The 25,837-nt window shown below is 37.6% G+C and carries 26 protein-coding genes and 1 other RNA gene; 18 read left to right on the top strand and 9 right to left on the bottom strand.

Going from position 1 to position 25,837, the window contains the following annotated elements:
* Window positions 1–22 precede the first annotated feature (22 nt).
* On the bottom strand, window positions 23–790 hold the full coding sequence (gene udp / locus GMA13_RS01405) for a uridine phosphorylase (RefSeq protein ID WP_255882407.1): 768 nt from the start codon (window positions 788–790) through the stop codon (window positions 23–25).
* A gap of 74 nt (window positions 791–864) precedes the next feature.
* On the opposite strand from udp, the gene GMA13_RS01400 reads away from it, so the two are divergent.
* The 3 genes from GMA13_RS01400 (at window position 865) to feoB (ending at window position 3,491) form a co-directional block, all read left to right on the top strand.
* Window positions 865–1,029, top strand: coding sequence for a hypothetical protein (locus tag GMA13_RS01400; protein ID WP_255882406.1), 165 nt, complete (start codon window positions 865–867; stop codon window positions 1,027–1,029).
* Between the two features lie 74 nt (window positions 1,030–1,103).
* Window positions 1,104–1,343 carry a ferrous iron transport protein A gene (locus tag GMA13_RS01395; protein WP_370687035.1) on the top strand — a complete coding sequence of 80 codons (240 nt, stop codon included), beginning with the start codon at window positions 1,104–1,106 and terminating at the stop codon, window positions 1,341–1,343.
* A gap of 108 nt (window positions 1,344–1,451) precedes the next feature.
* On the top strand, window positions 1,452–3,491 hold the full coding sequence (feoB, locus tag GMA13_RS01390; RefSeq protein ID WP_255882405.1) for a ferrous iron transport protein B: 2,040 nt from the start codon (window positions 1,452–1,454) through the stop codon (window positions 3,489–3,491).
* 113 nt (window positions 3,492–3,604) lie between these two features.
* Here the strand turns inward: feoB and GMA13_RS01385 are convergent, their stop codons facing one another.
* From GMA13_RS01385 to GMA13_RS01370, 4 genes are all read right to left on the bottom strand, one after another.
* Window positions 3,605–4,192 (bottom strand): hydrolase, encoded by a 588-nt coding sequence (locus tag GMA13_RS01385; protein ID WP_255882404.1) that lies wholly within the window; start codon window positions 4,190–4,192, stop codon window positions 3,605–3,607.
* Window positions 4,192–4,749, bottom strand: coding sequence for a TIGR01440 family protein (locus GMA13_RS01380; RefSeq protein WP_255882403.1), 558 nt, complete (start codon window positions 4,747–4,749; stop codon window positions 4,192–4,194). Before GMA13_RS01380 ends, GMA13_RS01385 begins: the two co-directional genes overlap by 1 nt.
* A 69-nt stretch (window positions 4,750–4,818) precedes the next feature.
* Window positions 4,819–6,522, bottom strand: a complete 1,704-nt coding sequence (locus GMA13_RS01375; protein ID WP_255882402.1) for a cell wall metabolism sensor histidine kinase WalK — start codon at window positions 6,520–6,522, stop codon at window positions 4,819–4,821.
* Complete coding sequence (locus tag GMA13_RS01370; RefSeq protein WP_255882401.1) at window positions 6,519–7,190, bottom strand: response regulator transcription factor; 672 nt, start codon at window positions 7,188–7,190, stop codon at window positions 6,519–6,521. Before GMA13_RS01370 ends, GMA13_RS01375 begins: the two co-directional genes overlap by 4 nt.
* A 153-nt stretch (window positions 7,191–7,343) precedes the next feature.
* Between GMA13_RS01370 and GMA13_RS01365 the strand changes: the two genes are divergently transcribed.
* The 7 genes from GMA13_RS01365 to GMA13_RS01335 all read left to right on the top strand — a co-directional run bounded on the left by GMA13_RS01365 (window position 7,344) and on the right by GMA13_RS01335 (window position 14,979).
* A complete protein-coding gene (locus GMA13_RS01365; protein WP_255882400.1) occupies window positions 7,344–8,729 on the top strand; it encodes an ABC transporter substrate-binding protein in 1,386 nt (461 codons plus the stop codon).
* 8 nt (window positions 8,730–8,737) lie between these two features.
* The gene (locus GMA13_RS01360) at window positions 8,738–10,159 is read left to right on the top strand and encodes an ABC transporter substrate-binding protein (RefSeq protein WP_255882399.1); all 1,422 of its coding nucleotides are present in this window, start codon (window positions 8,738–8,740) and stop codon (window positions 10,157–10,159) included.
* An 11-nt stretch (window positions 10,160–10,170) separates the two neighbouring features.
* On the top strand, window positions 10,171–11,022 hold the full coding sequence (locus tag GMA13_RS01355; RefSeq protein WP_255882398.1) for a carbohydrate ABC transporter permease: 852 nt from the start codon (window positions 10,171–10,173) through the stop codon (window positions 11,020–11,022).
* A gap of 104 nt (window positions 11,023–11,126) precedes the next feature.
* On the top strand, window positions 11,127–11,864 hold the full coding sequence (locus tag GMA13_RS01350; RefSeq protein WP_255882397.1) for a carbohydrate ABC transporter permease: 738 nt from the start codon (window positions 11,127–11,129) through the stop codon (window positions 11,862–11,864).
* A gap of 8 nt (window positions 11,865–11,872) precedes the next feature.
* Window positions 11,873–12,286, top strand: coding sequence for a hypothetical protein (locus tag GMA13_RS01345; RefSeq protein WP_255882396.1), 414 nt, complete (start codon window positions 11,873–11,875; stop codon window positions 12,284–12,286).
* 4 nt (window positions 12,287–12,290) lie between these two features.
* Window positions 12,291–13,424, top strand: a complete 1,134-nt coding sequence (locus GMA13_RS01340) for an ABC transporter permease (protein WP_255882395.1) — start codon at window positions 12,291–12,293, stop codon at window positions 13,422–13,424.
* Between the two features lie 223 nt (window positions 13,425–13,647).
* Window positions 13,648–14,979 (top strand): FAD-dependent oxidoreductase, encoded by a 1,332-nt coding sequence (locus GMA13_RS01335; RefSeq protein ID WP_255882394.1) that lies wholly within the window; start codon window positions 13,648–13,650, stop codon window positions 14,977–14,979.
* 56 nt (window positions 14,980–15,035) lie between these two features.
* Here the strand turns inward: GMA13_RS01335 and GMA13_RS01330 are convergent, their stop codons facing one another.
* Window positions 15,036–15,449 (bottom strand): potassium channel family protein, encoded by a 414-nt coding sequence (locus GMA13_RS01330; protein WP_255882393.1) that lies wholly within the window; start codon window positions 15,447–15,449, stop codon window positions 15,036–15,038.
* Window positions 15,450–16,612: 1,163 nt separating this feature from the next.
* Here GMA13_RS01330 and GMA13_RS01325 point away from each other — a divergent pair.
* The 7 genes from GMA13_RS01325 to GMA13_RS01295 all read left to right on the top strand — a co-directional run bounded on the left by GMA13_RS01325 (window position 16,613) and on the right by GMA13_RS01295 (window position 20,510).
* Window positions 16,613–16,924 carry a DUF1292 domain-containing protein gene (locus GMA13_RS01325; RefSeq protein WP_255882392.1) on the top strand — a complete coding sequence of 104 codons (312 nt, stop codon included), beginning with the start codon at window positions 16,613–16,615 and terminating at the stop codon, window positions 16,922–16,924.
* Between the two features lie 6 nt (window positions 16,925–16,930).
* Window positions 16,931–17,118, top strand: a non-coding RNA gene (gene ssrS, locus GMA13_RS01320) — 6S RNA.
* 84 nt (window positions 17,119–17,202) lie between these two features.
* On the top strand, window positions 17,203–17,565 hold the full coding sequence (locus GMA13_RS01315; protein ID WP_255882391.1) for a sulfite exporter TauE/SafE family protein: 363 nt from the start codon (window positions 17,203–17,205) through the stop codon (window positions 17,563–17,565).
* Window positions 17,535–17,945: a sulfite exporter TauE/SafE family protein gene (locus GMA13_RS01310; protein WP_255882390.1), complete on the top strand. Its 411-nt coding sequence runs from the start codon at window positions 17,535–17,537 to the stop codon at window positions 17,943–17,945. The genes GMA13_RS01315 and GMA13_RS01310 overlap by 31 nt, the downstream gene beginning before the upstream one ends.
* 67 nt (window positions 17,946–18,012) lie before the next feature.
* On the top strand, window positions 18,013–18,981 hold the full coding sequence (locus tag GMA13_RS01305; RefSeq protein ID WP_255882389.1) for an NAD(P)H-dependent glycerol-3-phosphate dehydrogenase: 969 nt from the start codon (window positions 18,013–18,015) through the stop codon (window positions 18,979–18,981).
* 112 nt (window positions 18,982–19,093) lie between these two features.
* Window positions 19,094–19,594 carry an RNA polymerase sigma factor gene (locus GMA13_RS01300; protein WP_255882387.1) on the top strand — a complete coding sequence of 167 codons (501 nt, stop codon included), beginning with the start codon at window positions 19,094–19,096 and terminating at the stop codon, window positions 19,592–19,594.
* A gap of 97 nt (window positions 19,595–19,691) precedes the next feature.
* Window positions 19,692–20,510, top strand: a complete 819-nt coding sequence (locus tag GMA13_RS01295) for a hypothetical protein (protein WP_255882386.1) — start codon at window positions 19,692–19,694, stop codon at window positions 20,508–20,510.
* Window positions 20,511–20,610: 100 nt separating this feature from the next.
* Here the strand turns inward: GMA13_RS01295 and hpf are convergent, their stop codons facing one another.
* From hpf to GMA13_RS01280, 3 genes are all read right to left on the bottom strand, one after another.
* Window positions 20,611–21,156, bottom strand: a complete 546-nt coding sequence (gene hpf, locus GMA13_RS01290) for a ribosome hibernation-promoting factor, HPF/YfiA family (RefSeq protein WP_255882385.1) — start codon at window positions 21,154–21,156, stop codon at window positions 20,611–20,613.
* Between the two features lie 175 nt (window positions 21,157–21,331).
* On the bottom strand, window positions 21,332–22,807 hold the full coding sequence (locus GMA13_RS01285) for a GH25 family lysozyme (protein WP_255882384.1): 1,476 nt from the start codon (window positions 22,805–22,807) through the stop codon (window positions 21,332–21,334).
* A gap of 38 nt (window positions 22,808–22,845) precedes the next feature.
* Complete coding sequence (locus GMA13_RS01280) at window positions 22,846–23,733, bottom strand: DUF5640 domain-containing protein (protein WP_255882383.1); 888 nt, start codon at window positions 23,731–23,733, stop codon at window positions 22,846–22,848.
* A 369-nt stretch (window positions 23,734–24,102) separates the two neighbouring features.
* Here GMA13_RS01280 and GMA13_RS01275 point away from each other — a divergent pair, with 369 nt between their 5' ends.
* A complete protein-coding gene (locus GMA13_RS01275; protein ID WP_255882381.1) occupies window positions 24,103–25,818 on the top strand; it encodes a phospho-sugar mutase in 1,716 nt (571 codons plus the stop codon).
* Window positions 25,819–25,837: the final 19 nt, after the last annotated feature.

Raw genomic sequence — 25,837 nt, 5'->3', positions numbered from 1 at the left:
TGATTTTAATCGTGTAATTATACTATCCATTTGCTTTGTCGGAAATAATAATACTCTCCATTGCCTTAACAGCGGCAATTATTGCAGGCTGTGTATCGGGGGATTCCTCATCGGTATAGCCGTTGTTTGCCCGTTCTTGATTCCATATGACCTTTAAAACAGCACCTGCTCTGATTTTACGGATTGAAGATACAACAAACAGAGTTGAACATTCCATTTCAGACGCTAAAACTCCGCATACCTTCCAAGCGTCCCATTTATTAAGAAGCTCACCGGATATAGCTGTGCTCTCCGGAGTGTGCTGACCGTAAAATGAATCCTTCGACTGAACCACTCCAACCTTATATTTATATCCTCTTATTTTGCAGGCTTCAGAGAGTGCTGAAGTAACGCTGTAATCTGCCGCAGCAGGGAATTCTATTGGTGCATATTCCTTTGTTGTTCCGTCCATTCTCACTGCGCTTGAAGCGACAACAAGCTCACCCGGAGCAATATCAAGCTGTATTCCGCCGCAGGTACCAACTCTTATTATAGTATCGACACCGATATGATTCAGTTCCTCAATTGCGATAGCCGCTGACGGACCACCTATACCTGTTGAGGTTACAAGCACTCTCTCACCCGACAAAGTGCCGCAGAATGTTTTAAATTCACGGTTTTGTGCTACAAAGCAAGGATTATTCATATGTGCCGCTATTGCTTCAACACGCTCAGGAGCACCGCAAATTATTGCATATTTTGAACTGTTTTCTTTTGTTAAGGCGATGTGATACTGCCTTTCTTTGTTCATAATATCATCTCCGATATGAAATATTATAGCATAATTTTTAAAATGTTGGCAACATTATTTACGAGGTGATTGAATTGACAAATTTAGAAAGCTTGGACAGCTCGGCAAGAGAATACTTCTATTCGCTGCCGCAGCTTATTCAGGAGCAGATTATTGAAAGCGGAGTGACTTTTTCATCAAAGCAAGAGCTTGAAAGCTACTATAACTCTGTTACAGAAAAAAAGAATATGAACAATTAATGATTCAGCTTTGTGTCAGCAATTTCTTCTGAGCATATGATGATAAAGAATATCAAAGAATAGAGATGATGATATTGGACAAAGAAGTCAGATTGCTCAGTTCTTTAAAAAAAGGGGAAAAATGCACTGTAAAGGAATTAAGAATGGACGGAAGGGAAAGGCGCAGGATGCTCGACCTGGGTCTGATCAATGATACACAGGTTGAAGCGGTTCTTGTAAGTCCCGCCGGAGGTCTGACCGCATATTATATCAGAGGAGCGCTGCTCGCAATAAGAAATGAAGATGCATCAAAGGTAGTAGTATCAATAAAATAAAATATTGCATTGCCCACAGTGTGTTCGCTGTGGGCTTTTTTGTAACATTTCAATAGTCAGGTGAATACTCTATTATAAGAGATTTCAGAAAATAACGGAGGTGTTTCCTTGACCAATAATCAATACACCGTTGCCTTCGCAGGTAACCCAAATGTCGGCAAAAGCACGGTTTTTAACAATTTAACGGGGCTTAATCAACACACCGGTAATTGGACGGGCAAGACAGTGTCAAATGCTTTTGGATGTATGCGATACAAGAACATTACCTACACATTGGTTGACTTGCCCGGTACCTACTCGCTGCTGTCAAGCTCTAAGGAAGAAACCGTTGCTCGTGATTATATTTGCTTTGAGCATCCTCAGCTTGTTGTGGTGGTGATTGATGCAACCTGCATTGAGAGAAATTTAAATCTTGTTATGCAAATTCTTGAAATAACCGACCGTGTTATAGTTTGTGTAAATTTAATGGACGAGGCAAGAAAAAAATCCATCTCTGTCAACATAAAGGAACTCTCAAGTTTATTAGGCGTTCCTGTGGTAGAGTCCAGCGCTCGAAGCGGCAAGGGCATGAGTGAGCTTAAGGAAATGATATATAAAATGACGGTGAACGAGAAGAAAACCTATGTTGAAAACATTAAATACAACAAAAAGATTGAAAATGAAGCTGAAAAAAACTACAAAAAAATAAGAAGTCACTGCATTAGTAACCGTGAGGCGAGATTTTACTCATTGAGACTACTTGAAAATGACGAAGAATTCAATTTATGTCTTGAACGACAATTAGGAATGAAGCTTTACGATAATGCTGTACATAGAGCAAGTTACAGGGACGAAATAGCACAGACAATTGTAAAAAAAGCAGAAGAAATATTCCTTAAAACTGTTACATTTAATAGGAATGACTATAACAAAAGCGACAGACGACTTGATAAGCTATTCACCTCAAAGCTTACAGGCATACCAATTATGCTTTTGATGCTTGGAATAATATTCTGGATTACAATAGTGGGAGCAAATTACCCGTCGCAATGGTTGTCTTCTTTATTCGGCAATATAAATGAGTGGCTCAGAAGCGGCTTAAACTATATAAACTCACCCGCATTTTTAACATCACTAATTTGTGATGGAATATTCAAAACCACATCTTGGGTTGTATCGGTTATGCTTCCGCCGATGGCAATATTCTTTCCTCTATTTACTATACTTGAGGACTTCGGCTACTTGCCGAGGGTTGCTTTTAACCTTGATAAATACTTCAAAAAATCAGGTGCACACGGCAAGCAGTCGCTTAGTATGTGTATGGGATTTGGTTGCAATGCCTGCGGTGTTACCGGATGCAGGATAATTGACTCGCCAAGAGAAAGATTGATTGCAATACTTACTAATGCGTTTGTTCCATGTAACGGGCGGTTTCCTGCACTGATTGCACTTATTACGATTTTTCTTACAGCTCCGATTATTATGCCGTTTCAGTCTGTATTCTCTGCTATAATTCTGTTAGGGTTTATCGTCTTGTCGGTTCTGATGACTATGGCAATGTCAAAGCTTTTATCTGTAACATTGCTTAAGGGCGAAAGCTCATCATTTGTTTTGGAGCTTCCTCCCTACCGTGTTCCTCAAGTCGGCAAGGTTATAGTTCGCTCGGTTATGGACAGAATATTGTTTGTTCTGTGGAGAGCTGTTGTAGTTGCGGTGCCGGCGGGAATGATAATATGGCTGCTTGCGAATATAAGCGTTGGCGGCAATTCGCTGCTAAACCATTTCACAAGCTCACTTGACGGGTTTGCACATATATTCGGATTGGACGGAGTAATACTTGCCGCATTCATTCTCGGATTTCCGGCAAACGAGATTGTGATACCGATAATGATAATGGCTTACACCGCAAATTCATCATTAACTGAGTACGAAAGTCTGTTAGAACTACACAGCCTGTTTACTGCTAACGGATGGACAGTAGTTACGGCAATATGCGTTATAGTGTTTCTGCTGTTTCATTTCCCGTGTTCAACAACCTGCATAACAATTTTCAAGGAAACCAAGAGTTTAAAGTGGACGGCATTGGCGTTTTTACTGCCAACATCAATCGGTCTGTTGCTGTGTATGATAATATCATCACTCGCAAGAATAATTATGTATGCGGTGTAGCTATGAATTGCTCTTTATTTATATAGTTTAAATCGTTTTTTAGGGTAAAAAATTAAAACAATAAACGGCATACAGACTTGTTCACTATCTGTATGCCGTTTTTATATTCTATATTAGTTATTTACTACCGAAGTATTCTTTTCCCTTAGGTATGTAGACTCCAAATCTGCAAGATGGAGCTTTACGGCAAGCGGATACTTCTGATACGCTAAGCCTATTGTAAAGCCGCCGTTATCCTCAAAACCGCCCATATGCCAACGGATAGCCATAGCTTCTTCAATACGCAGCTTCATAAAGCGTTCAATAAGGAACACTGACTTTTCGCCGTGTCCGTAAGGGAAATAATCGTCAACCGCATAAAATGGTACCTTTTCCCAGTTGCCTGTTTCCTCGTTTTTTACATTACGGGTTGAAACCTTGTAGTATTGAGCCTTACATAAATCATGCAATAAAGCGCAAATCGTGAAGCTTTCAAGACTATCGGTTTCCTCATCAAAATGCTTTTCAACAAGCACATCGTACACGCTTAAGCTATGCATTACAAGTCCTTTCGGGCAGGCGCAATGAAATTTTGTACTTGCCGGAGCGGTAAAAAAATCTGTTTTGCAAAGCCACTCTAAAAGTTCTTTTGCTCCATGCCGCTTGACATTCTCGGAAAAGATACGGCAAAATTCTTCTTTATAGTCTAAATTTTTATCCATCACAATAAATCCTCGTCATACTTTGCTCTTACTCCACCAATAAACGGCGGTCTTGTTCTTGCACAAACAAGATGTGCGTGTCCTATTTTATTTATTGAAATTCTTACAGGCACAGCTGTTCTCTTAAGGTGCATACCAATTAGTACATCTCCGATGTCAATTCCGGCGGAAGCCTTAATCTCCTGCACAGCAACAGGATGCCCAAAGCGTTCATATGCTCTTGTAGAGAAAGATCCGCCTGCCTTCGGCTGAGGTATAACATTCACCTTCTCATAGCCGTATAGCTTTGCACATTCATTTTCAATTATCAGCGCTCTGTTTAGATGCTCACAACACTGTGTTGCAAGAAAAAGCCCATTTTCCTTTACTATCTCATATATTGCGTCAAACACAACGCTTGCAACCTCAATGCTTGAATTTGTGCCGAGCTTGCTGCCGATAATCTCACTGCTTGAGCAGCCTACTACAACAATATCGTTTTTTTCAAGCTTTGCAACCTCTAAAAGCTCTGTTACAGCCTGTTTTGCCTGCTGTGCTATTTCATTTAATTCACTCATATTAACACCAACCTCGCATAGTTCTTCTGCTTTATTATAGACCTTTTTCTCCGCTATATCAACCTAAAATTAATACTCAAACCAAAATGTAATTCTCCCGTTGCTGTACGCTGCGCCGTTTTTAAATTTATGCAGCTTAAAAATGCTCTTTACAATTGCAAGACCAAGTCCGTGACCCGGAGTTGCGCTATGCCGAGCTTGTCTGTGGTACGGCTGCCAAAGGTTATTAATTTCTGATTTACTCATCTCATCGGAAGGGTTGCTGACAGAAAAGCGTTTGTCAGTAATTTTGATTTTTATATCATTTTTATCGTTGGTGTATTTTACAGCGTTATCGACAAGGTTTTCTATTGCTGATTTTATCATTCGTTTATCGGCATTAATATATACTTCTTTTCCATATTCAAGGCTTATACTGCTGTCCTCATAGCTTTTTACAACATCATTAGTCAAAGCGTTAAGGTTTATTTTCTCTATATTCAAAGTATCATAACCGCTATCAATTCTTGAATAGTCGAGCATTTGTTCGACAAGTCCATTTACAGCTGAAGATTTTTCTGATATCACACTTGCATAATGAGATTGCTTTTTTGTATTAATATTTTCAACCAGATTTTCTGCATAGCCGCCGATGATGAAAAGCGGAGTTTTAAGTTCATGTGCCATTGCGTTTGTAGTAAGTCTGAGCTTTTCCTCCTGTTCAATCTGTTTTTTAATAGTATGCCAGATTATAGCGGCAAGAATTATTCCTACTATAACAAAGATAGCAAATATGTATATTAATATAAAGACTATGCGTTCATAGCAGTTATCAAGCACATTGAAGCGCTTTGCATAGTAAACCGTATATATATTTTCTTCATTGTTTTCCGTTTTCAGACTAAAAGAGCTTGTATTACAGTATATGCTGCTAAAAGCGTTATCGTCGTAAAGTATACCCCCATAACCAAAATTGGACGAATCAAAAGTTTCAATTTTTATATAGGCATTCTTGCCACTATCAATGTCATCTATGTTAAAAGAATAATAATATGTTTTGTCTGCTTCAGTAGAATTTGTTTTAAGCGTAAGAACGTGGGAAAGAAGATTTTCCCTTCTGTAATTTCCGAACACAAATTCCTTATCAATAACATTCCTTTGCATATCGCTGTTCCTATATAGAGTTAAACCGTCCCTGACAAATGGGTTAAGCTCAAATCGCTCCACTACCTTATCCTGAACATACCATACGTTTTCTTCAGTAGTTTCAACAATTTCTACGCTTTTCGGTATTATATCACCCTTACTAAAATAATAGTCAATGCAAAGAAGCTCATAGTATTTACCGTCATCTGTCTTATCTTGTGATAGATATGATGTAATTTTTTTATACTGCTCGTCCGTCATAGAGTGTTTAAAGTTTTCAAAAACAATACAGCCTAAGCCTTTCTCAAGATGATAAGGATAACTTGAAAAGTCAACAGGCAGGGCATTTTTTGTTTCAACAACCGTTTCTCCGTTTTGGTTAATAACAATCACCTGTTCATCGCCTGAATAACGCTTGTTTACGTAATACTCTGCATAATAATTATCGTCTTTGAATGAGTCCTGCAAAAGCAGGAGTGTGTCGGAGTAATCGGAATATGCGCTTGAATATAAAAGATGTTTTTCAGTATTATAAGTTACGATAGCGAAAATTACCGAAACTGCAAAGCTAAGTATAAAAAGTGATAACGAAACAGCAATATATAATCTTTGTTTTTGTTTTTTGATTTTCTTTTTATATATGTTCATTCTATTTTATATCCTCTTTTAATCACTGTCATTATTATCCTTGAATTGTCCTTAAGAGCTTTTCTTAAATTTTTAATATGAGTGTCAAGCACACGTTCATCTATAATTTCATCATATCCCCAAGCGTGGTTTATAAGCCCTTGCCTTGACACAATCTTTCCCCTGTTTTCAAGCAGGGTTTTAAGTATTGCATATTCCTTAGCTGTCAGACTTATTTCTTCACCGTCTGATATAACTGAGCCATTATTAGGATTTAACGATAGTGTTCCTGCTGTAAGAACAGAAAAGCGAACAAGCCCCTTTGAACGCTTTATAAGAGCGTTGACCTTTTGATAAAACACAGGCAACGAAAACGGCTTTACTATATAATCATCACAGCCTAAGGCAAAGCCCGTCAGCATATCCTCCTGACTGCCTCTTGCAGTAATAAACATAATCGGCACATCGCTTTGACGTCGCACCTCTCGGCATATTTCAAATCCATCAAGGCTCGGAAGCATAATATCAAGCAAAAGCAAATCATAGGCATTTTCATATGCCTTTTCAACACCTGTTTGACCATCATATGCAACATCAATTTTTATTGTGTCCTTGCTTTTTTGGGTAAAGTAATCGCACAGCATTTCACAAATGTTTTTATCATCCTCGACAAGCAGTACATTATACATACACATAATCACCCCTTGTTATATTATCATATCCGTCTGTGCTTTATCTGAAGTTTCATATTAAACATTTTATATCACTTATTCGCGGTTTTCAATAAAAACACAGATAAAATACAGATGGAAGATTTATGATAAATTTAAGAGGTGAAGATAATGAAAAGACTTATTAGTAAAATTCTTGCACTGTGCCTTATGGTAACTTCAGTTTCCATTACAGCCGCCTGCAATGATGGAAGCATTGAAAGCGATAAGCTAAGGTATTATCAAGCAGATGGCGAATGGACACAGTTAGATGAAGATATTATTAAGCGATATAATATTTACTGCCAAAACAATTATGATGAATCGTATCAGATTGATGTTGTAAAGTTTGAGGACAAAAACGATATGTATACAAAAATGTCAGCCGAGCTTATGGCAGGTAAAGGGCCGGATATTTTTTCACTTGGGCAAACATTGCCATTTGAAAAGCTGATTAAATCAGGCGCGTTTGCAGATATTAACGAGCTGATAAAAAATGATTCATCAAATGAAAAGCTTGATTTATCGGAATATAACCAAGCCTTGATGAAAGCAGGACAGTACGAGGGAAAGCAATATATTATCCCGGCATTTTACTCTTTAAATGCGCTTATCTCAACTGACAAAACATTATCTGAATACAATTTGCCTGTACAAAACGGAATGTCTCTCACATATTCCGATATACCAAATTTCTCTGACGATTACTTTAAAAAGGCAAACAAAAAAAGCTTTATGTATAGCTACGCTTTTAGCTTTTTAAATTCGCAAAGACAGCTTTTTGACAGGTTTATTTACAATTACGTGGATTTTGAAAATAATGAAGTCAATTTTGATAATGATGATTTCATCAGCGGTATTGATTCAATAATTCAACTTATGGATTGTTTTGCCGAGGAAGATGAATACACTAATGATAACTATCTTTTTGATTTTTACACCGGCGGCTCTTTTAAGACTCTTGCACGTTCAAATTACAGAGAAGAGCTTAAAGGAAATAAAAAGGTATTTTATAACGGATTTAATAAAAACAAAAATGACGTAACTGCTATTATTCAACTTGGGGTTGCCGTTAATGCAAACTCAAAGCATCAGGATAAAGCGCTTGCTTTTATAAAATATCTTTTAAGCGAGGATTTTCAATTGTATTACTGCGGTGACAAGAAAGGGTCGGATTACGCTGGGTCAAACGTGATTTCTCACCCTGTAAATAATAAAGCATTTGAACACTCTGTTGATGCAGCTTCATCGTTTACATTTTTTAGAGAATATGAAAAAGACGGCGTCATGGAATATGAAGAATACGAAGTAAACGGACTTAATAATGAGTATATGCAAAACTACATTAAGTTCACAAAGAAAATTAACAACTGCATACCATACTTTGAGATTTCGAACAGCTACTTTTCAACGAAAGTAGTAGGAGATATTGTTGATGATTATCTCAACGGCAAGATTAATAAAAACAAATTTATTTCAGAGCTTACATCTGCAGTCAAAATATTTATGACGGAATAGGAGGATTTATGATTAAAAAAATTCTTTGTATATTTATATCAGCATTTTTGTTACTGTCCGGTTTTTGGGGCTGTGTAAATTCTGACAGCAACGAAAAAATAGACAATATAACATACTACACTGTACAAAACTACTCGTCATTAGGCGGCGGTTGGATTTATGAATATAACAAGCAGTGTGAAAATGAAGAGGACAAAATTGAAATTGTTGAATTTGAAAACAATGAAGCATTAAAAAACAAGCTGACAACCGAACTCATGACAGGAGACGGTCCGGATTTAATAGACGAAAAGACTATCCAAAACGCAGACTTATCCATTGAAAAGCTGATAGAAATGGGCGCTTTTATGGACTTAAACGAGCTTATTGGTTCTGACACAGACGAAGATAAAATAGACTTTTCAGACTATAACCAAAAGGCTCTTGAAAGTGGTTTTATAAACGGAAAACGGTTCTGTATTCCGTTATATTACACTCCAAATCTTTTGCTGACAACGCAGCAGAAATATTCAAAATATATTAACAGGAATACTCCTGCATTATCCTATAATGATATGCTGAATTTATGTGACGAAATAAGCAACAATCAGGAAATATGGTTGTTCAGTTTTTGGGACACTTATTATTTACAAGGGCTTTTATTGGACTATATAGACGACAATTTAGATTTACTTAACAAAACATCAAACTTTGATACTTCCGAGTTTGATGAAATGATATCAAGGTTTGATAAGCTTATTATGCAGGAAGGCAAAGATAAGAAAGGCAGCGAAGAAAGCGAGCAATATATAAACCTTACGGAAGAGGTTGACCCAAGCAGCTACATATTTGAATACGGCATATCATTTAGCCCTTACGATATGTATTCAAGCATTGTTTTCTCCGAACAAAGAGGAGAAACTCCGCTTCTCTTAGGCTGTGTAACAAATGACACAAGCATACTTTCGGCTAATATATCGAAATCAATTTTTGTAAACAGTAATTCTAAAAAGAATGAAAAATTGCTCAAGGCTATAAAATATGCACTTTCAGAGGAGTGTCAAAATAATCAGGTTGGAGCTGAGATTGAAAAATATAACCCAATGTTTGCAGCATATACAGGGTCGCTGTTTCCTGTTAATCTTAATTCGTTTAATAAGCTTATGAATAATGCTGACAGCTTTAAATATAATTCAAAGGATTCATATTATGTTGGTGATGATGACGGTATACCTGATAACGACAAGGAACAAGCAGAAGTGTCCGAAGAGAGCCAAAAAATGGTACATAACGCATTAAGCAATATATCGAAATACGAGCTTGACACCTATTGGTATTACAACACTTCTGTCATAGGTGATCTTATAGAAAGCTATATGAACAGTGAAATAAGAGTTGACAAGTTTGTCAGCGGATTAAAGTCAAAAACGAAACTTTATCTTGAAGAATAGACGGTGTTCAGATGATTAGAAAACGTAAAAGCTATTTAATTGCATTTCTTTTTATACTGCCCTCTCTTTTAGGAATTGCTGTATTTTATATTGTGCCATACATAATCTGCATTATTAAAAGTATGTATATTGGAAACAGCTTTGTCGGTCTTGCAAATTACGCTGAGCTGTTTCGCAGTAATACATTTTTGTTGGCGCTTAAGAACACAGGAATATTTACACTAATTGCAATACCTCTGCTTATGCTGATTTCATTTGTTCTTGCGCTGTTTCTCAATTCATTTAAAAAAATATCGTCATTTTTCAGAAGCTCTTTTTTGATTCCCGTTGTTGTACCTATTGCATCATTAATCTGCGTTTGGCAGGTAATATTTGACGATTACGGTGCTATAAACGCTGTATTAAATTCTTTAGGATTTGACGCAGTTAGCTTTTTCAATTCCGGATTTTCCATGGTAATGATTATTCTTATTTACATATGGAAATACTGCGGTTTTTGCGTAATTTTATTTACAGCAGGACTTGCAAACATACCAACCTCGTTGTATGAAAGCGCAAAACTTGACGGAGCAAGCTCGTTTCAGATTGTTAGAAAAATTACAATACCGATGATAACACCTACCACGTTTTTTGTGTTTCTAATGGAGATAATCTACTCATTCAAAATCTTTCGGGAGGTTTTTGCGCTGTTTGGAGATTACCCTAATGAAAATATATATTTTCTCCAAAACTTCATAAACAACAATTATTACAACCTCAATTATTCACGCCTTTCCTCTGCGTCTGTAATTTTGTCTGTGTTTATCATAATTGTTCTGCTCGTTTTCTTCCTGTTCGAGAGAAAACGTAATTTTTCGGAATAGGTGATCCTGTGAAAAAAATTAAGCTCACTTTTAAATATACGCTCTTGGTATTTATAGCACTTGTGTTTTTATTTCCCGTGATTTATATGCTTGCGTGTTCTTTTATGTCAAGCGGTGAAGTAAACAGAATGCTTGATTTTACAAACGGTAAATATAGGTCACTCAGCCTTATCCCTCAGATGTTCTCACTTGAACAGTATTATCAGGTGTTTTTCAGAAGACCTGAGTATCTGCTGAAATTCTGGAATTCAGTTATAATCACCTTTCCTACTGTTTTGGGACAGGTAGTTGTATCATCTCTTGCAGCGTTTGCATTTGGCAAGCTTCACTTTCCGTTCAGGGACAAGCTCTTTTTTGTTTACATAATTTTATTGATTCTTCCGCTTCAAGTAACGCTTGTGCCAAATTACATTGTTCTTGATAACCTTAATCTGCTCAATAATTTTCTTGCCGTTATTCTTCCCGGCACATTCTCAGCCTTCGGTGTGTGCTTATTAAGACAAAGCATAAAGTACATTTTCGATTCAAGTATTGAGGCGGCTTTGATTGACGGAGCGTCATATTTTAAGATATTTACAAAAATTATTCTTCCTCAGATTAAGGGTGGATTGATAACGCTTACACTGCTTTGCTTTATCGACAACTGGAATGTTGTTGAACAGCCGCTGATTTATTTTAAGGACAGCGGTATGTACCCGCTATCAATAGGACTTTCTGATATAAGCAATTCGGACTACGGTATTATTTTTGCTTGCGGCGTTATGTTTATGATTCCGCCGATGCTTATCTATTTTTACGGACAAAGTGATATAGATTTCCCCTTTGTTCAAATTGACAAGTGAGGTGCATTATGAAGAAAAACAGATTAAAGAAGTATTCAATAAGAGCAGGAATTGCATTTTTAATTATAGTTGCTGTACTCACCTATTTATCAAGCACTATTGACAATATGCTTCTTCCAAAGGTTAAATCTACCGATATTATTGTCGGAACTCTCAGCGGAGAAAATGACGGCAATATGAAAACAAAATATCTTCTTCCGCTTTCATCTGTTACCGAGTTTGACGAGTCGGGCAGTGTTTTCGTGTTGAATACAGATGACAATGGTAAAACAAAGGTAAATGAAATATCCGTAACGATTACCGCTTCTGATGATTTGTACTATGAGGTTACATCAGGTAGTCTTTTCTCTGATATGCAAGTTATATATGAAACCTCAAAGAGCATATCGGACGGCGACAGGGTTTATGTTGAGGAGGGATAGCGTTTTGATTAAAAGAATTTTTTGCGCTGCTGTGCTATTGTTCTTAACACTCCTTATTCTATCCCCCGGCTTTTACTTTGCCGACAACGCACAGACACAGCTTACAAATGTTACACAGCTTAATTTCAATCAAAATGCTGATGCTTTGCCGCTTAACATAGGTAATTTTGAGAGCTTATCCAAGAGAATAAATATGGATTACATAAGCTTTTGCTCTGAGCAGAACGAAATCAGCGTAAAAGGACAAATGGTAACACCTGTGCTTACGAACGAAAGCTATTTTATGATTTACAGTTACGGCGTTACAGGAAAAGGCATTACTCGGAAAAATATCACCACAAAAGAAAAAACTGCCGTAATTGGCAGCAATCTTGCGCTTAAGCTATTCTTAACAACTTACGCAGTGGGCAAGATAATCAACCTAAACGGTGAGGAATACAGAATTTGTGGTGTAATCAACGAGAATGACACTTTGATAAACCGTATATCAAGTGACGGTAAGCAAAGGGTGTATATCCCATACACCTGCTATAAAGGTTACGAAAAAATGAGTATTAACAGCATTGCTTATGAAAACGGCGCATTATCCGCACCTATGATTGAGCAGATGAACCTAAGCCAATATTACCCGACAAATTTTTCCGAATGCTCAAGGGTGATTGAGAGCTTTAAGCACCTAATTTTTCTGCTGTTGTTTACAGTGCTTTGTGTAATTACAATGAAAGTATGGTTTGCGGTGTGTAAATATCTGATTAAAGAGGTTCGGAACGATTTGAAAGAAAATTACATTCTAAGCTCTATTAAATCAATTCCGCTTAAATATATCCTGATGATTACCACTGCGTTGGGAATACCTACTATTCTGCTTACTGTATTTTTTGTTGCGGATTTCAGCATTTTTATTCCGTCAAAATACATTCCGTATGACAACATATTCGACTTTTCATACTATATTGAAAGAATTATAGAAAACTGTAACACACAAAATTCTCTTTCACTTACCGGCGATACTTTATTATTGAAGCTTTATGCAAACACATTTTCAGTATTATTGCCCTTGTTGATTATTTCATACATTTTTGTAATATCTATTACACACCTACTTATTCTAAAAATAAAAAATCACCGACGAACATAATTTTAAATTAGCATCAACATTACAAATTCTTTGTGATAACCAAAAACAAACCGAATACAATAAAGGCATTGACACATTCATTCCGAAAATTTCAATATTGCCTGATGTAGGCTTGAGAAGTAAGTGAATTAAGAAACATCTTTAATATGACTTTCGTCACGTTTGAATAATAATGCAATAAACAAGAAACATATTCATATACGAGCTAACGGAGGATTTATAATTGGATAGATATGACGCAATAATTGTCGGTGCAGGTCTGGCAGGATTATCCTGCGCTTATCATCTTTCAGAAAAAGGAAAAAAGGTACTTGTTCTTGAAGCACACTCATACCCCGGCGGCAGAACATCGTCATTTATCGACAACGGTATGCAGGTTGAATCGGGACTTCACAGGCATATAGGATATTATTCGGCATTGCCTAAGCTGCTCAAGAAATGCGGAGTCAATCTTAAAGACATAGTTTTCTGGGAAGAAAAAGCAGATATACTGATAAAGGACGAAAACAAAAAATTGGTGCTTGGACTTGCGCCGCTTTTAGGATTTACTAAAACACTGCGAGGCATTTTGGGAAACAATGATGTTCTGTCAGTAAAAGACAAGCTTTCATTATTACCGTTTTTTATATGTGGATTTACAAGCTATATTTTTTCAACACGTCTTGACAATTACAGCGTTACGCAATATGCAAACCGACACCGTGTAACGGATAAAAGCAAGCGACTAATTTTAGAGCCGCTTAGCAGCGGAATTTTCTTTATGCCACCGGAAAACTATTCGGCATATGCCTTCTTTGGGTTGTTTGCTCCCGGAATACCTAAGTTTTATAAAATGAGAATCGGTGCTTATCTTGGCGGTATGACGGACGTTGTTTGTATGCCCATTGTAAATAAAATAAAATCGCTTGGGAGTGATTTCCGCTTTAACGAGGAGGTAGAAAATGTACTTGTAAAAAATGGCTCAGTATGCGGAGTGAAAACAAAAAATGATAATGAATACTATGCTCCGCAAACAGTTATTGCTACGACAATTTCCTCGGCAAAGCATATTCTCTCTGCTTTTAAAAATGATGGAAGATTACAAAAACTTTTTCTTCTGCCCTCTATGTCTTCATGTACAATTCAGCTTGAGCTTGACAGTCCCGCACTAAAAAAGGACATTACTACTTTTGCACCGGGAACAGATATGGTAAGCTTTGCGGAGCAATCAAGGTCAACCTTCAGGCAGTGTAACGGCAGGTTGTCGATTATACTTGGAAACGCAAAGAGCTATGCAAATAAATCAAGCGAGGAAATTCTTACAGTTGTGCTTGAACAAATGAATCGCCTGGGAATTCATCTTGACGGACATATTCTTAATTATCGGAAGATATCGGAGGAGAACGAATTCTATTCGCTTGATTGCAACAATCAAAGTTTAAGACCTCATCAAAAAACAGAGATTGACGGACTAACCCTTGCCGGCGACTACACTTTGACGTCCTCCTTTGCAACAATGGAGGGAGCTGTAAAATCCGGTAAGAAGGCGGCAAAGGAGTGTCTGAGAGAATTATGAAACGCCGATACTCAATATGAATATCGGCGTTTCATAATTATTTTTAAGTTAATGCATTATCTAAGCTTTTTTATTTTATCAGATATTTCCTTAAGTTCTTCTTTAGAAAGCTCCGGAAGTCTTTCAAGCTTATCAACAAACAAAGAAACACTGTCGTCATGTTGGGACTGAACCACTTGATTGTAAAAACTAACAACAACTCCCGTTGCTATTGCTATTACAAACAGAGAATACACCGTGAGCAAAACAGAGATAATTTTTGAAATAAATGTAGTTACAATTATATCGCCAAAGCCTATGGTTGAAATTACTGTGTAGCAGTACCACAGCGCATCAAAATAAGATGTAATATTTGGTTCTGATAACATAATAAATAATGCAGAAACAAGCACAAATACAATCATTCCAAGCAGAACCTTGTCTGCCTTTGTTCGCCGCAAAATAACCAATAATATTCTGAGTTTTCTCACATATATCACCCCAACCATTTTATTTTAATATAACATAAAATGATGATAAAGACAAGAAAAACAAGTTGTGCTTAATCTATATTTCAATGAAAAGTTACTTGTTCGACTTTTTGATGAATTCGCTTTATTATGATAGAATTTAAGAAAAATCACAAGTTTTCTCTGCTATGAGCTGAAATATGCAGTAATCACAAGCGTATTTATTTTGACATCAACTGCCTTAAAAGGTGCCAAAGTCCCCTCTCAATCGGCGAAATATCGAACATATCCACACTTGTTCTCTGTATGGTGTTCACTCTTATCCGAGAAAGAATTGCCGCAATTATTGCAAACAAGAAGCAGCAAAAAACGCTCAACAGAGTTACAGGCGTTGTTCCGGTACTAACAAAAAACCGACCGACGAGAACGCCCCGTCGGTCATAAAAAATGCAATTATTAATCAAAGTTAAATAATCATTGGTCTCACTCTCTGTTTCATTCACATTGTTTATATCTGTAATATATTAGAAACTATTAAGTTTATGTAACCAATCTCTGCAATAAAAATGCGTTCGGCTGAGAATTGTATCACGCACAGCCATCAGTACGCTTTCAGGCGCCTTTAACGCTTTACTCAAATTCAAGCCGAATGCTTGAAAAAAGTGTATTTTCTGCCGTCTGAGCATCAACACATTTTGAGCTTTTAAAGCTTTGAAGTTCTTTATCATATTTTCGTTTATCCGAACATATGATAGATTAATAATCAAAATATTCAATTGTAATCAAATCACTCGGCTTTTCTTTAAATATTCCGAACCGTTTACGGTATAATTTAAAATGATGAACATTAAAGTTAAAAAAACAAAGCAATAATATTTTCATTTTTTTAATTGAATGTTACTTGATATTTCGTGTAATAATATTCTCAAGTCAGCCTTGTGAGCAAGAGCCCGCTGTTTCAACGAAGCTCAATGAATTTTCCGGTGTCAGTTCGCCCATAGGACTCAGCCCCTTTCCTTAATTTCAATTATATTATAACACAATTTTTTACATTGTCAATACTTTTTTTTAACTTTTTTTATTTTTTTAGTATGTTTTTTCTCTAAAAATTTTAAGATTTCTCTTGACTTAAAACGAATTAAAGGTTAAAATACATATATGAAATAGCGAAAGGGAATGATATTATGGATAATGAGTTTGAAGCAGATTTGCTTACCTTGATTGACGAGGACGGCAAGGAGCAACAGTTTGAGATTCTCGATATTATCGAGCAGGACGATAAAAGCTATTTTGCTCTCTACCCTGTTTTCGAATCACCTGAGGATGAGCTTGAATCTGACGGTGTATATTATATTTTTGAAACAGTTGAAGAGGACGGCGATGAGCTTTTAGTTGAGGTTGAGGATGAAGAACTCAGCCAGAGTCTTGCTGAAATATTTGAGGATCATTTTGAAAATATGTATGCTGACGAAGAAGCAGAAAGCGACGAGGTTTAATTTGCTCATTGCCTGCCTGATTCGTGAATTGTGCCAATATAACCCTACAACTTATTCTTCGGGAGTCCTCCTCCCTTGACGGATTGCAGACCTCCCATTTCGGTGGATGAAGGGAGCGTGAAAGCAAGGGGAGACACCCACCTGTCTTTTAGTAGGCAGGTTATAATTGCACGATACGGTCAGGCGGGTTTTTTCAAACGAACGGTCATTGCGTTTAGCAATGGCCCTTTTTATTGCATTAAAACATATTTAACGGTAACAATAATGTCGGTGATAGTATGAAGAAATGCAAAAAAAATAAATTGCTGACGGCAGTCGGAGGGCTTGCAACCGGTTTTTTTAACGGTTTGCTTGGTGCAGGCGGCGGAATGATAGCCGTACCCTTTTTATCACGCACCCTTGAAGCGAAAAAAGCACACGCAACCTGTGTTGCAATTATTCTGCCAATTTGCGTAGCAAGCGCTGTGGGATATTTAATAAGAGGAGCAGTTGCTATAAGCGATGTTATGCCATATGTGTTGTGGGGCTTGCTCGGTGCTGTTATAGGCACATTTCTTTTAAAGAAGCTTAATAACAACATAATAAGAAAGATATTCGCCGTGTTTATGCTATGGGCAGGGATAAGACTGATATGGAGATAGTCTGGGGTGGTGCTGCCGCCTTTATGGCAGGGATATTCAGCTCAATGGGAATGGGTGGCGGAGGAATAATGATAATTTATTTTGGATTATTCACAGCCATCCCGCAGCTTACCGCACAGGGAATCAACGTGCTGTTCTTCATTCCGATAGCTGCATTATCCGTAATAATCTATCATATTAAGGGTCTTATTGCTTGGCGCACTGCCCTCCCCTTTGCCGTACTTGGTGTTATTACGTCACTTGCAGGCAGCTATTTAGCAACTGTGATAGATGGAGGATTGCTTTCAAAAACATTTGGTATTCTCCTTTTAATCATGGGAGTCAGACAGCTTTTCAGCAAATCGAAAAAAATTGAACACAAAAAATCTAAAGATAAGTAATTTTTATATAGTATTCTATTCATATTCGTGGTATAATTTTAGTATAAAATTTTCGGACGGTGATAGTGTGAATATATCCGTATTGGGATGCGGCCGTTGGGGGTCTTGCATTGCTTGGTATCTTGACAAAATAGGCAACAATGTTTATTCATGGGGACTTACTGAAGCTCCTGATTTTCAACAGCTGAAAAAGGAGCATAAAAACGAATATCTGTCATACTCCCCGCAAATGACAGTAACAGACGACCTTGAAGCCGCCATAGCTCACGGTGAGATAATCGTTATTTCTATCAGCTCGCAAAATTTGCGTAGCTTTTTGCAGAGGGTAAATAAATTTTCTCTTGATGGTAAGATTTTTGTGCTGTGTATGAAGGGCATTGAGCAAACAACAGGCAAACGTCTTACAGAAGTTTTTGAAGAATACATAGACACAGACAAAACTCCGGTTGCTGTTTGGGTTGGACCCGGACATCCGCAGGATTATGTCAAGGGTATTCCAAACTGTATGGTTATCGACAGCAAAAATGTTGCAGTTAAAAAGATGCTTGTTGACCGTTTTAACAGTGAGCTTATCAGATTCTATATTGGCAACGACTTAATCGGAACCGAGGTTGGAGCTGCTGCAAAAAATGTTGTCGGTCTTGCCGCAGGTATGCTTGACGGACTGCACTATACTTCCTTAAAGGGCGCATTAATGGCAAGGGGTACAAGAGAGATTTCCCGATTAATCGGCGCTATGGGCGGAAACGAGATGTCGGCATACGGTCTTTGCCACTTAGGCGATTACGAGGCTACTCTATTCTCTCAGTGGAGTCATAACAGGCGCTATGGTGAAATGTGCGTACAAGGTGAGCGTTTTGAAAAGCTTGCCGAGGGTGTTTACACAACAACGGCTCTTCTGAAGCTTGGAGAAAAATACAACGTTGATTTACCAATAGCCAAGGCAGTTTATGAAGTCCTCCACAGCGACAAAAAGCCAATAGATATATTATCAAGCCTCTTCCTAAGAAGTATTAAGACTGAATTTGAAAATTGATTATCATAGCTATGCTCCACCTGAGTTCTTCTCAGGTGGAATTTTTTTAATATGAACCTTTTATATATTTGAGTTGTATATATAGTGAAAGCTTTCAGTTAGGGGGATAAAATTGAACGGTAATTTTGACGAGTACATAAGGCTATACAGTGCTGACCTCACAAGGCTTTGTGTGTCACTTTGCAGAAATACCTCAGAGGCAGAAGACCTGTTTCAGGAAACATGGTGCAAGGCGATTAATAATTACTCCAAATACAATAGCTCCCTGCCGTTTGATAAGTGGCTGTATTCAATATGTGTTAACACATATAAGAACACAAGCAGATTGTTTTACAACAGGTTTAAGGTCAGCTTTAGAAGCGAAGAGGAGCAAATAGCATTTTTCAATTCTATCCCCGACATCAGCTATGAAAATTCAGATGAGTATTTTGAATTGCACAAGATTATTTCCGCATTGCCTAAAAAGCAGAGGGTTGTGATTATACTGAAATATTTCAAAGATTACAGCACTAAGGACATTGCGCAGATTCTTGATATTCCCGAAGGAACGGTAAAATCACGATTATATTCTGCTAAGGCTTATATCAGAAGGAGGCTTGAAAATGAGAAATAAAAAAATGATTTCAGAAGATCGTCTTGATAAAATGCTGAAAAACTATTGCAACCGTCAACCGGAATATTGTTTTAATTTTAAAACGGAGGAAAAAGCAATGAAAAGAAAACCTAATTTCAGATATGCAGCCGCCTGCCTTTGCGTTGCAACTATGCTTTGCGGAGGATTTATAGCACTTCAGCATACTGTTTTCAGTGAGAACAGTGATAGTTCTAAAGCAGACCTTGGCTTTATTGTTACAGCATATGCGGCTGAACCCAACAGTTCAAACGGTACCAAGCTTAACAGCGTTGATGCTAAAATATCGCCGTTCATCCCAACGATTAATAAAGAACTCAGCAGCAGAGAATATGACTCGCAGGGAAAGCAAATTAGCGAAGACAATCCGCTGAGTGAAGGCGAAACGCCGACCGTTCTTAATGATGTCTGCGGATTAGGATTTGATAATATCAGCCTTGAAATTTCAGGTGAAGATATTGAAAGCTTTGATATAACATCAGACAATGGATATTTTAACTATGTTAATATGGATGCATATAGAGAGTATCACAATAATGAGGGAACAAACATTGACAAATATTTTAAAAAAGGAAATTCAATAATCGATATTCCGTTTGATAGCGAGAATCCTAATAATTCAATCGTCAATTGGTATCCATCCTCCGAAAAGCTCAACAACGAAATAGAAGAAACACTTGGTCTTAATGTTGAGGACTACTATAATGATTACGAAACCGCAAAAGCAGTATCCCCTGAAATAGATATACGCCTTCAGTCAGCTGAGGATTTCACGAATTATTTTGGAGCAACAATCAAGATAACAGTTCATCACAAGGACGGTACTCTTGAAAACGGAAGAGTATGCATTACCTTTGACGAAAAAGGTTATGCCGGCGCTTCTATCACAAAAGCATAACATTTATTCGGACGCAACAAAACCGCAGCTTAAGCTGCGGTTTTGTTGCGAAAAAATTATGGAAATAAAAACATATGAAAAGGTTTAATGAAAATCAAAATTAGTTTTCTTCGGGTATCAACAGACCATATTTGCCGTCTGCTCTTTTATACACAACATTTATCTGCGATGTTTCCGCATTTGTAAACATAAAGAATTGGTGGTTAACCATATTCATTCTGAGTATAGCCTCATCAACAAGCATTGGCTTAGTCGGAATTGTCTTTACACGGTAAACATCATAGCTTTCTGCCTCTTCCCCGTCAACATCAGCATCTTCCGGCTCAGCTGCGATAAACTCATCAATAGAGCCGGCTTTAAGACGTTTTTCAAGCTTGGTCTTATTCTTCCTTATCTGTCTGCCAAGAATAGCAACACATTTATCAACAGCCTCGTTCATTTCCGCTGAGGTGTTTTCTGACCTGTATATCATTCCGTTGTCATTGATTGTAATTTCAACGGTCTGTCTGTTTTTTTCAACGGCTACCTTTACGGTTGCGCTTGCACTGTCGCTAAAAAGTCTGTCAAACTTTGACAGTTTCTTATCAACCATATTTTTAAAATTGTCCTTAAGATTCACTTTCTTAGCTATGTAGGTAATTAACATAAATATAACCTCCTGCATTTTATTTGCAAAAATCTTTTGCTGAGTATATTATATCATATAATCCACAAGAAATAAATAGGTAAATTGAAAAATTTGTATATTTTTTTGTTTTTTTGGCAAAAAATGAAGCTGCCTCAAGAAAAAATTGAAGCAGCTTTGTTTAAAGATTATAGTTTTACATATTTGCTGCTTTCTGAGCAGTTATCGCATCAGACAAATTAACTTTGCCGGACTTATCGTAATCGGCAGCAAAAAGCTGAATATCAGAAAAAGAATATGCCGCTAAAGCGTGTTTTTGAATTATTATAGCGTCAAGCAGACTTACCTTTCCGTCAAGCGTTACATCACCGTTTTTCACATTATATATATACGAGCCTTTCTCTACTCCACTCATAATTTTACGATAATCAGGGTCCAGATAATCTCCCGAAAACGATGTATCAGTGTAATAATAATAGCTCTTTCCGTATTTAACAGTGTTATCTGTAAAGGTGGTTTTGGTACCGCTGTAAAGCTTAAGAGCGTTTACGGTGTCTATTTTCCCACTTGAGCTGACATTCGCTCTGTAAAGGTTGTAGCTTGCACCGTTGACGCTGTTCCATTTTACAGTAGCCTTACTAACTCCTTGCGTTGCCTGTGAGGCAGTGGTTTTAGTATTTTTGAAAAGTTCGGTCTGGGTACTGAGCATATAAATTAGATTGACATCAACACCGCCTACATCGCCTGCACCCGGAACCGTTCCGTCTGACGCATACTGCCATACCTCAGGAACTATGTCTGTTTTTCCTATTGTTTCAGGTTCCTTAAACTGTGGTGTGTACGGCCACATTGCATACCATAAATCAACATCATTAGCCTTAAGCGTATCGAGATTCATATTATTGAACGACGCTGTGTTGCCGTATATCATAGTATCATAGCCGGCTGCCTTTATCTTATTGCAAAAAGCTAAAACAATATTAGTAAGCTCTGTGCTGTCCATTGTGTATATAAATTCTTCTTCAACGTCATATACAATAGGCAGACTTAGCTTGTTATGGCTGTCCGGGCAATAATCATTAAGTATCCTTAGCAAATAATCAGCCTCTAAAACAGCCTCATCGGTGTTCGTGGCATACGAATAGAAATACAAACCAAATGGAATGTCATATTTAATACAACCATTTATATTGTTTACAAGCTGACTATCTACTTGATACGGATAATCCTCCCATCCATATCCGGCACGGATAAATGCAAAATCAATACCTTGTTGCTTAACACTCTTCCAGTTAACAGGGCCGGTATAAATTCCGCTTTGAGAATATTCACCGTTCCAGCTTGACACGTCTATCCCCTTATAGAAGCCGCAACTTATCTCAGTTGTTGCTGAATACGAACCGCTTTTCGCTGTAACCGTTGCTTTTCCCATGGATATACCCTTAACCTCGCCAAGCCGGTTTACTGTTACAACAGAAGTGTCGGACGAACTCCAAGTGATATTTGTGCCTATTGCATCTATTTTTACAGTTGAACCAATCTGGACGCTGTAATGAGCCTTAGAGATTGAAACACCGGCACTGCTTGCAGACGCACTTGTAACAGAAATTGAAAAAACAAAAGTTAGCAGTGCTACAATCAAGACAATGAATTTGTATCTCTTTCTTAACATATTTTACACACCCAATAGAATTTTTGCGAATTACCGGTTTATTCGCTTACTTTTGTAAAGGTTACCGATTCATTTAATACAAGCTTATCTCCGTCAAAGGAGTATGTGGCTGTATCCTCTCTGAGAGTGTCAGCGTAATATTTGATTTTAATATTACCGTTTTCAGCAGAATAGCAGCCGTAAATATTCATACCGTTACCACTCATTACAAGGCTGTAATCATCATTAAAGATATATCTAAGTCCGTAGCCTTCTGTGTCCTCCCAGTTACCTACAAGCTTTGAATCAAGCTGAGCATTTTCTATTGGCTCAACAGTTGTTTCAACGTACGTTGCCGGAGCAAATATCAGAGAATTGCCTCTATCATCTGACATAATCAGCTTCATACCTGTTAGCTTATTGCCTTCAATCTTGTAGTTGTAAGTTACATTAACATAATTTGCAGGAATAGAGAGATTAATCTTGCTTTCATTATCCTCATTTGTAATCTGGTAAGTGCCTTCAAGCTCAATTGAGCCTGAACGCTGTGTAAGCTTCCCATCATCACCCAGAATAAAGTATGTCTGAATCTCAGCGGTATCACCTTCAGTTTCGATTACATATGTGCCTGCAACCGACGTATTAAAGAACAGTAAAAATACGACACCCACAACAATGGCTACAAGAAGAGTACAAGCCGAAATTATAATACACGGCATAACCAGTCGTTTTTTCTTTACCTTAACTGTTGCGGTACTTTCATCCGGAGCCGAAACACCTGTTATTTCTCCAAACTGAGAAACATATCCTGTGCTATTCTCCTCAGTCTGTGCATTTTCTTCCGGCGAAGCTGCGTTTGCATCAGTTTCAGCAGCTTGCGCCTCTTCCTGTGGCTGTGGTGCTTCCACTGCGTCGTTTTCTAAATTAATATTATTGTTTTCTTCCAATTTTAATTCCTCCTGTGCTTGAATTTATGCTATTAAAACAATATATATTTTATTTTACTATAAAATTTGGTGCTACACAAGTACAAAAAGCAAAATAAAAGAAAATTAACAAATTAAGAATATAAAAAAACACAAAAGAATTTATATCTAATGAATATACAAGTGCTTATTTATATGCACTAATACATTCAGAACTTGTGAATTTCCAGCACTTTTTACATCAAGAACCAATAACCGTTACAAAATTTCGGTAATTTGTAATTTGTAATTTTATTGCGTTTGTGATATAATTTGAAATAAATGGAAAACCATTTGTTTAAACAGAAAAACATACAAATAATATATATAATCTTGTCAGAGGTGGATTTTATGAATACAAATGAGCTTTACACATTATGGAAAAACAAGGCAACAGAAGATAAAGACCTTATTGATGAATTAGTTTCAATTGAAGGCAATGAGGAAGAAATATATGACCGCTTTTACCGTGCGCTTGAATTCGGCACAGCAGGTCTCAGAGGCGTTATCGGCGCTGGTACAAACAGAATGAACATTTATAGTGTTCGTCTTGCAACACAAGGTCTTGCAAATTACCTTAACAACAAATATTCACAATCAGCAGTTGCAATCTCGTATGATTCAAGAATTAAGGCTGACCTTTTCGCAAAAGAAGCTGCAAGAGTTCTTGCCGGCAATGGCATCAAGGTATTTATCTCAACAGAGCTTCAGCCGACCCCTGTTCTCTCTTTCCTCGTTAGAGAACTTAAGTGCAGCAGTGGCATTATGATAACAGCAAGCCACAACCCTGCAAAATACAACGGCTACAAGTGCTACGGCAGTGACGGCTGCCAGATGACAGATGACGGTGCAAATGCAGTTTATTCTGAAATACAGAAGCTTGACTGCTTTGAGGACATTAAGCTTGCAGACTTTGATAAGGCTTTGGCTGACGGCACTATCGAGTATGTAGCTGACAGCGTTTACGAAACCTATCTTGATAATGTTCAGGCACAGCAGATTCACAAGGACATCTGCAAGGACTCAGATTTGAAAGTTGTTTATACTCCGCTAAACGGAGCAGGCAACAAGCTTGTTCGCAAGATTCTTGACAGAATCGGCGTAAAGGACGTTCAGGTTGTTAAGGAACAGGAGATGCCGGACGGCAACTTTACTACGTGTCCATATCCAAACCCCGAATTTAAAGAGGCTTTGAAGCTCGGTCTTGATATGTGCAACGAGGTTAAGCCTGACCTTCTTCTTGCTACCGACCCGGACAGCGACCGTGTTGGTATTGCAGCTAAAGACGGCGACTCTTACCGCCTTATTACAGGTAACGAAACAGGAATTATGCTTACCGACTATGTTCTTTCACAAAGAAAGGCTCTCGGCACTCTGCCTGAGAACCCAATTGTTGTTAAGACCATTGTTACCAGCATTATGATAAATAAGCTTTGCAGCGAATACGGCGCTGAGCTTAGAAATGTACTCACAGGCTTTAAATATATAGGCGAGCAGATTCTCGGTCTTGAGCAGAAGGGCGAAGAGCGTAGATATGTATTTGGCTTTGAGGAAAGCTACGGCTATCTTGCAGGCTCATATGTTCGTGACAAGGATGCTGTTGTTGCATCAATGCTTATTTGCGAAATGGCAGCTTTCTATAAAAAGCAGGGCAAGACCCTTTCACAGGTTATTGACGAGATGTACGAAAAGCACGGCTACTATATGAACAATACGCTCAACTTCGCTTTTGAAGGTGCTGAGGGTATGAAGAAGATGTCTGAGATTATGACAGGACTCAGAGAAAATGCTCCGTCTGATATTGCCGGCTTTAAGATTATCAAGGTTGACGATTATCTTAACAGTGTAAGTGAAGATATACTCACAAGAGAAAAGACAGAAATTAAACTGCCGAAGTCAAATGTAATCGCATATTCCCTTGAAGGTGAGAACGCTGTTATTGTTCGCCCGAGTGGCACAGAGCCGAAGATTAAGCTTTATGTAACTGCAGTCGGCAAGACCTCAGAGAACGCAAAGGAGCTTTTGAATAAGCTTGCAAAAGCAGGCGAAGCTCTTATGGGAGTTTGATTGCAAATTTATAAAATTA

It is taken from the genome of Ruminococcus sp. zg-924, assembly GCF_024433635.1.
Lineage (GTDB): Bacteria > Bacillota > Clostridia > Oscillospirales > Acutalibacteraceae > UBA7067.
Note: the sequence above shows the minus strand (reverse complement) of the source record. Positions and strands in the feature narration are given on the sequence as shown.

Excerpts from the sequence above, each read along its gene's own strand:
- udp (WP_255882407.1), bottom strand. The coding sequence starts at position 790 with ATGAACAAAGAAAGGCAGTATCACATCGCCTTAACAAAAGAAAACAGT.
- GMA13_RS01385 (WP_255882404.1), bottom strand. The coding sequence starts at position 4,192 with ATGGATAAAAATTTAGACTATAAAGAAGAATTTTGCCGTATCTTTTCC.
- GMA13_RS01380 (WP_255882403.1), bottom strand. The coding sequence starts at position 4,749 with ATGAGTGAATTAAATGAAATAGCACAGCAGGCAAAACAGGCTGTAACA.
- GMA13_RS01375 (WP_255882402.1), bottom strand. The coding sequence starts at position 6,522 with ATGAACATATATAAAAAGAAAATCAAAAAACAAAAACAAAGATTATAT.
- GMA13_RS01370 (WP_255882401.1), bottom strand. The coding sequence starts at position 7,190 with ATGTATAATGTACTGCTTGTCGAGGATGATAAAAACATTTGTGAAATG.
- GMA13_RS01365 (WP_255882400.1), top strand. The coding sequence starts at position 7,344 with ATGAAAAGACTTATTAGTAAAATTCTTGCACTGTGCCTTATGGTAACT.
- GMA13_RS01360 (WP_255882399.1), top strand. The coding sequence starts at position 8,738 with ATGATTAAAAAAATTCTTTGTATATTTATATCAGCATTTTTGTTACTG.
- GMA13_RS01355 (WP_255882398.1), top strand. The coding sequence starts at position 10,171 with ATGATTAGAAAACGTAAAAGCTATTTAATTGCATTTCTTTTTATACTG.
- GMA13_RS01350 (WP_255882397.1), top strand. The coding sequence starts at position 11,127 with ATGTCAAGCGGTGAAGTAAACAGAATGCTTGATTTTACAAACGGTAAA.
- GMA13_RS01345 (WP_255882396.1), top strand. The coding sequence starts at position 11,873 with ATGAAGAAAAACAGATTAAAGAAGTATTCAATAAGAGCAGGAATTGCA.
- GMA13_RS01325 (WP_255882392.1), top strand. The coding sequence starts at position 16,613 with ATGGATAATGAGTTTGAAGCAGATTTGCTTACCTTGATTGACGAGGAC.
- GMA13_RS01315 (WP_255882391.1), top strand. The coding sequence starts at position 17,203 with ATGAAGAAATGCAAAAAAAATAAATTGCTGACGGCAGTCGGAGGGCTT.
- GMA13_RS01310 (WP_255882390.1), top strand. The coding sequence starts at position 17,535 with ATGGGCAGGGATAAGACTGATATGGAGATAGTCTGGGGTGGTGCTGCC.
- GMA13_RS01295 (WP_255882386.1), top strand. The coding sequence starts at position 19,692 with ATGAAAAGAAAACCTAATTTCAGATATGCAGCCGCCTGCCTTTGCGTT.
- hpf (WP_255882385.1), bottom strand. The coding sequence starts at position 21,156 with ATGTTAATTACCTACATAGCTAAGAAAGTGAATCTTAAGGACAATTTT.
- GMA13_RS01285 (WP_255882384.1), bottom strand. The coding sequence starts at position 22,807 with ATGTTAAGAAAGAGATACAAATTCATTGTCTTGATTGTAGCACTGCTA.
- GMA13_RS01275 (WP_255882381.1), top strand. The coding sequence starts at position 24,103 with ATGAATACAAATGAGCTTTACACATTATGGAAAAACAAGGCAACAGAA.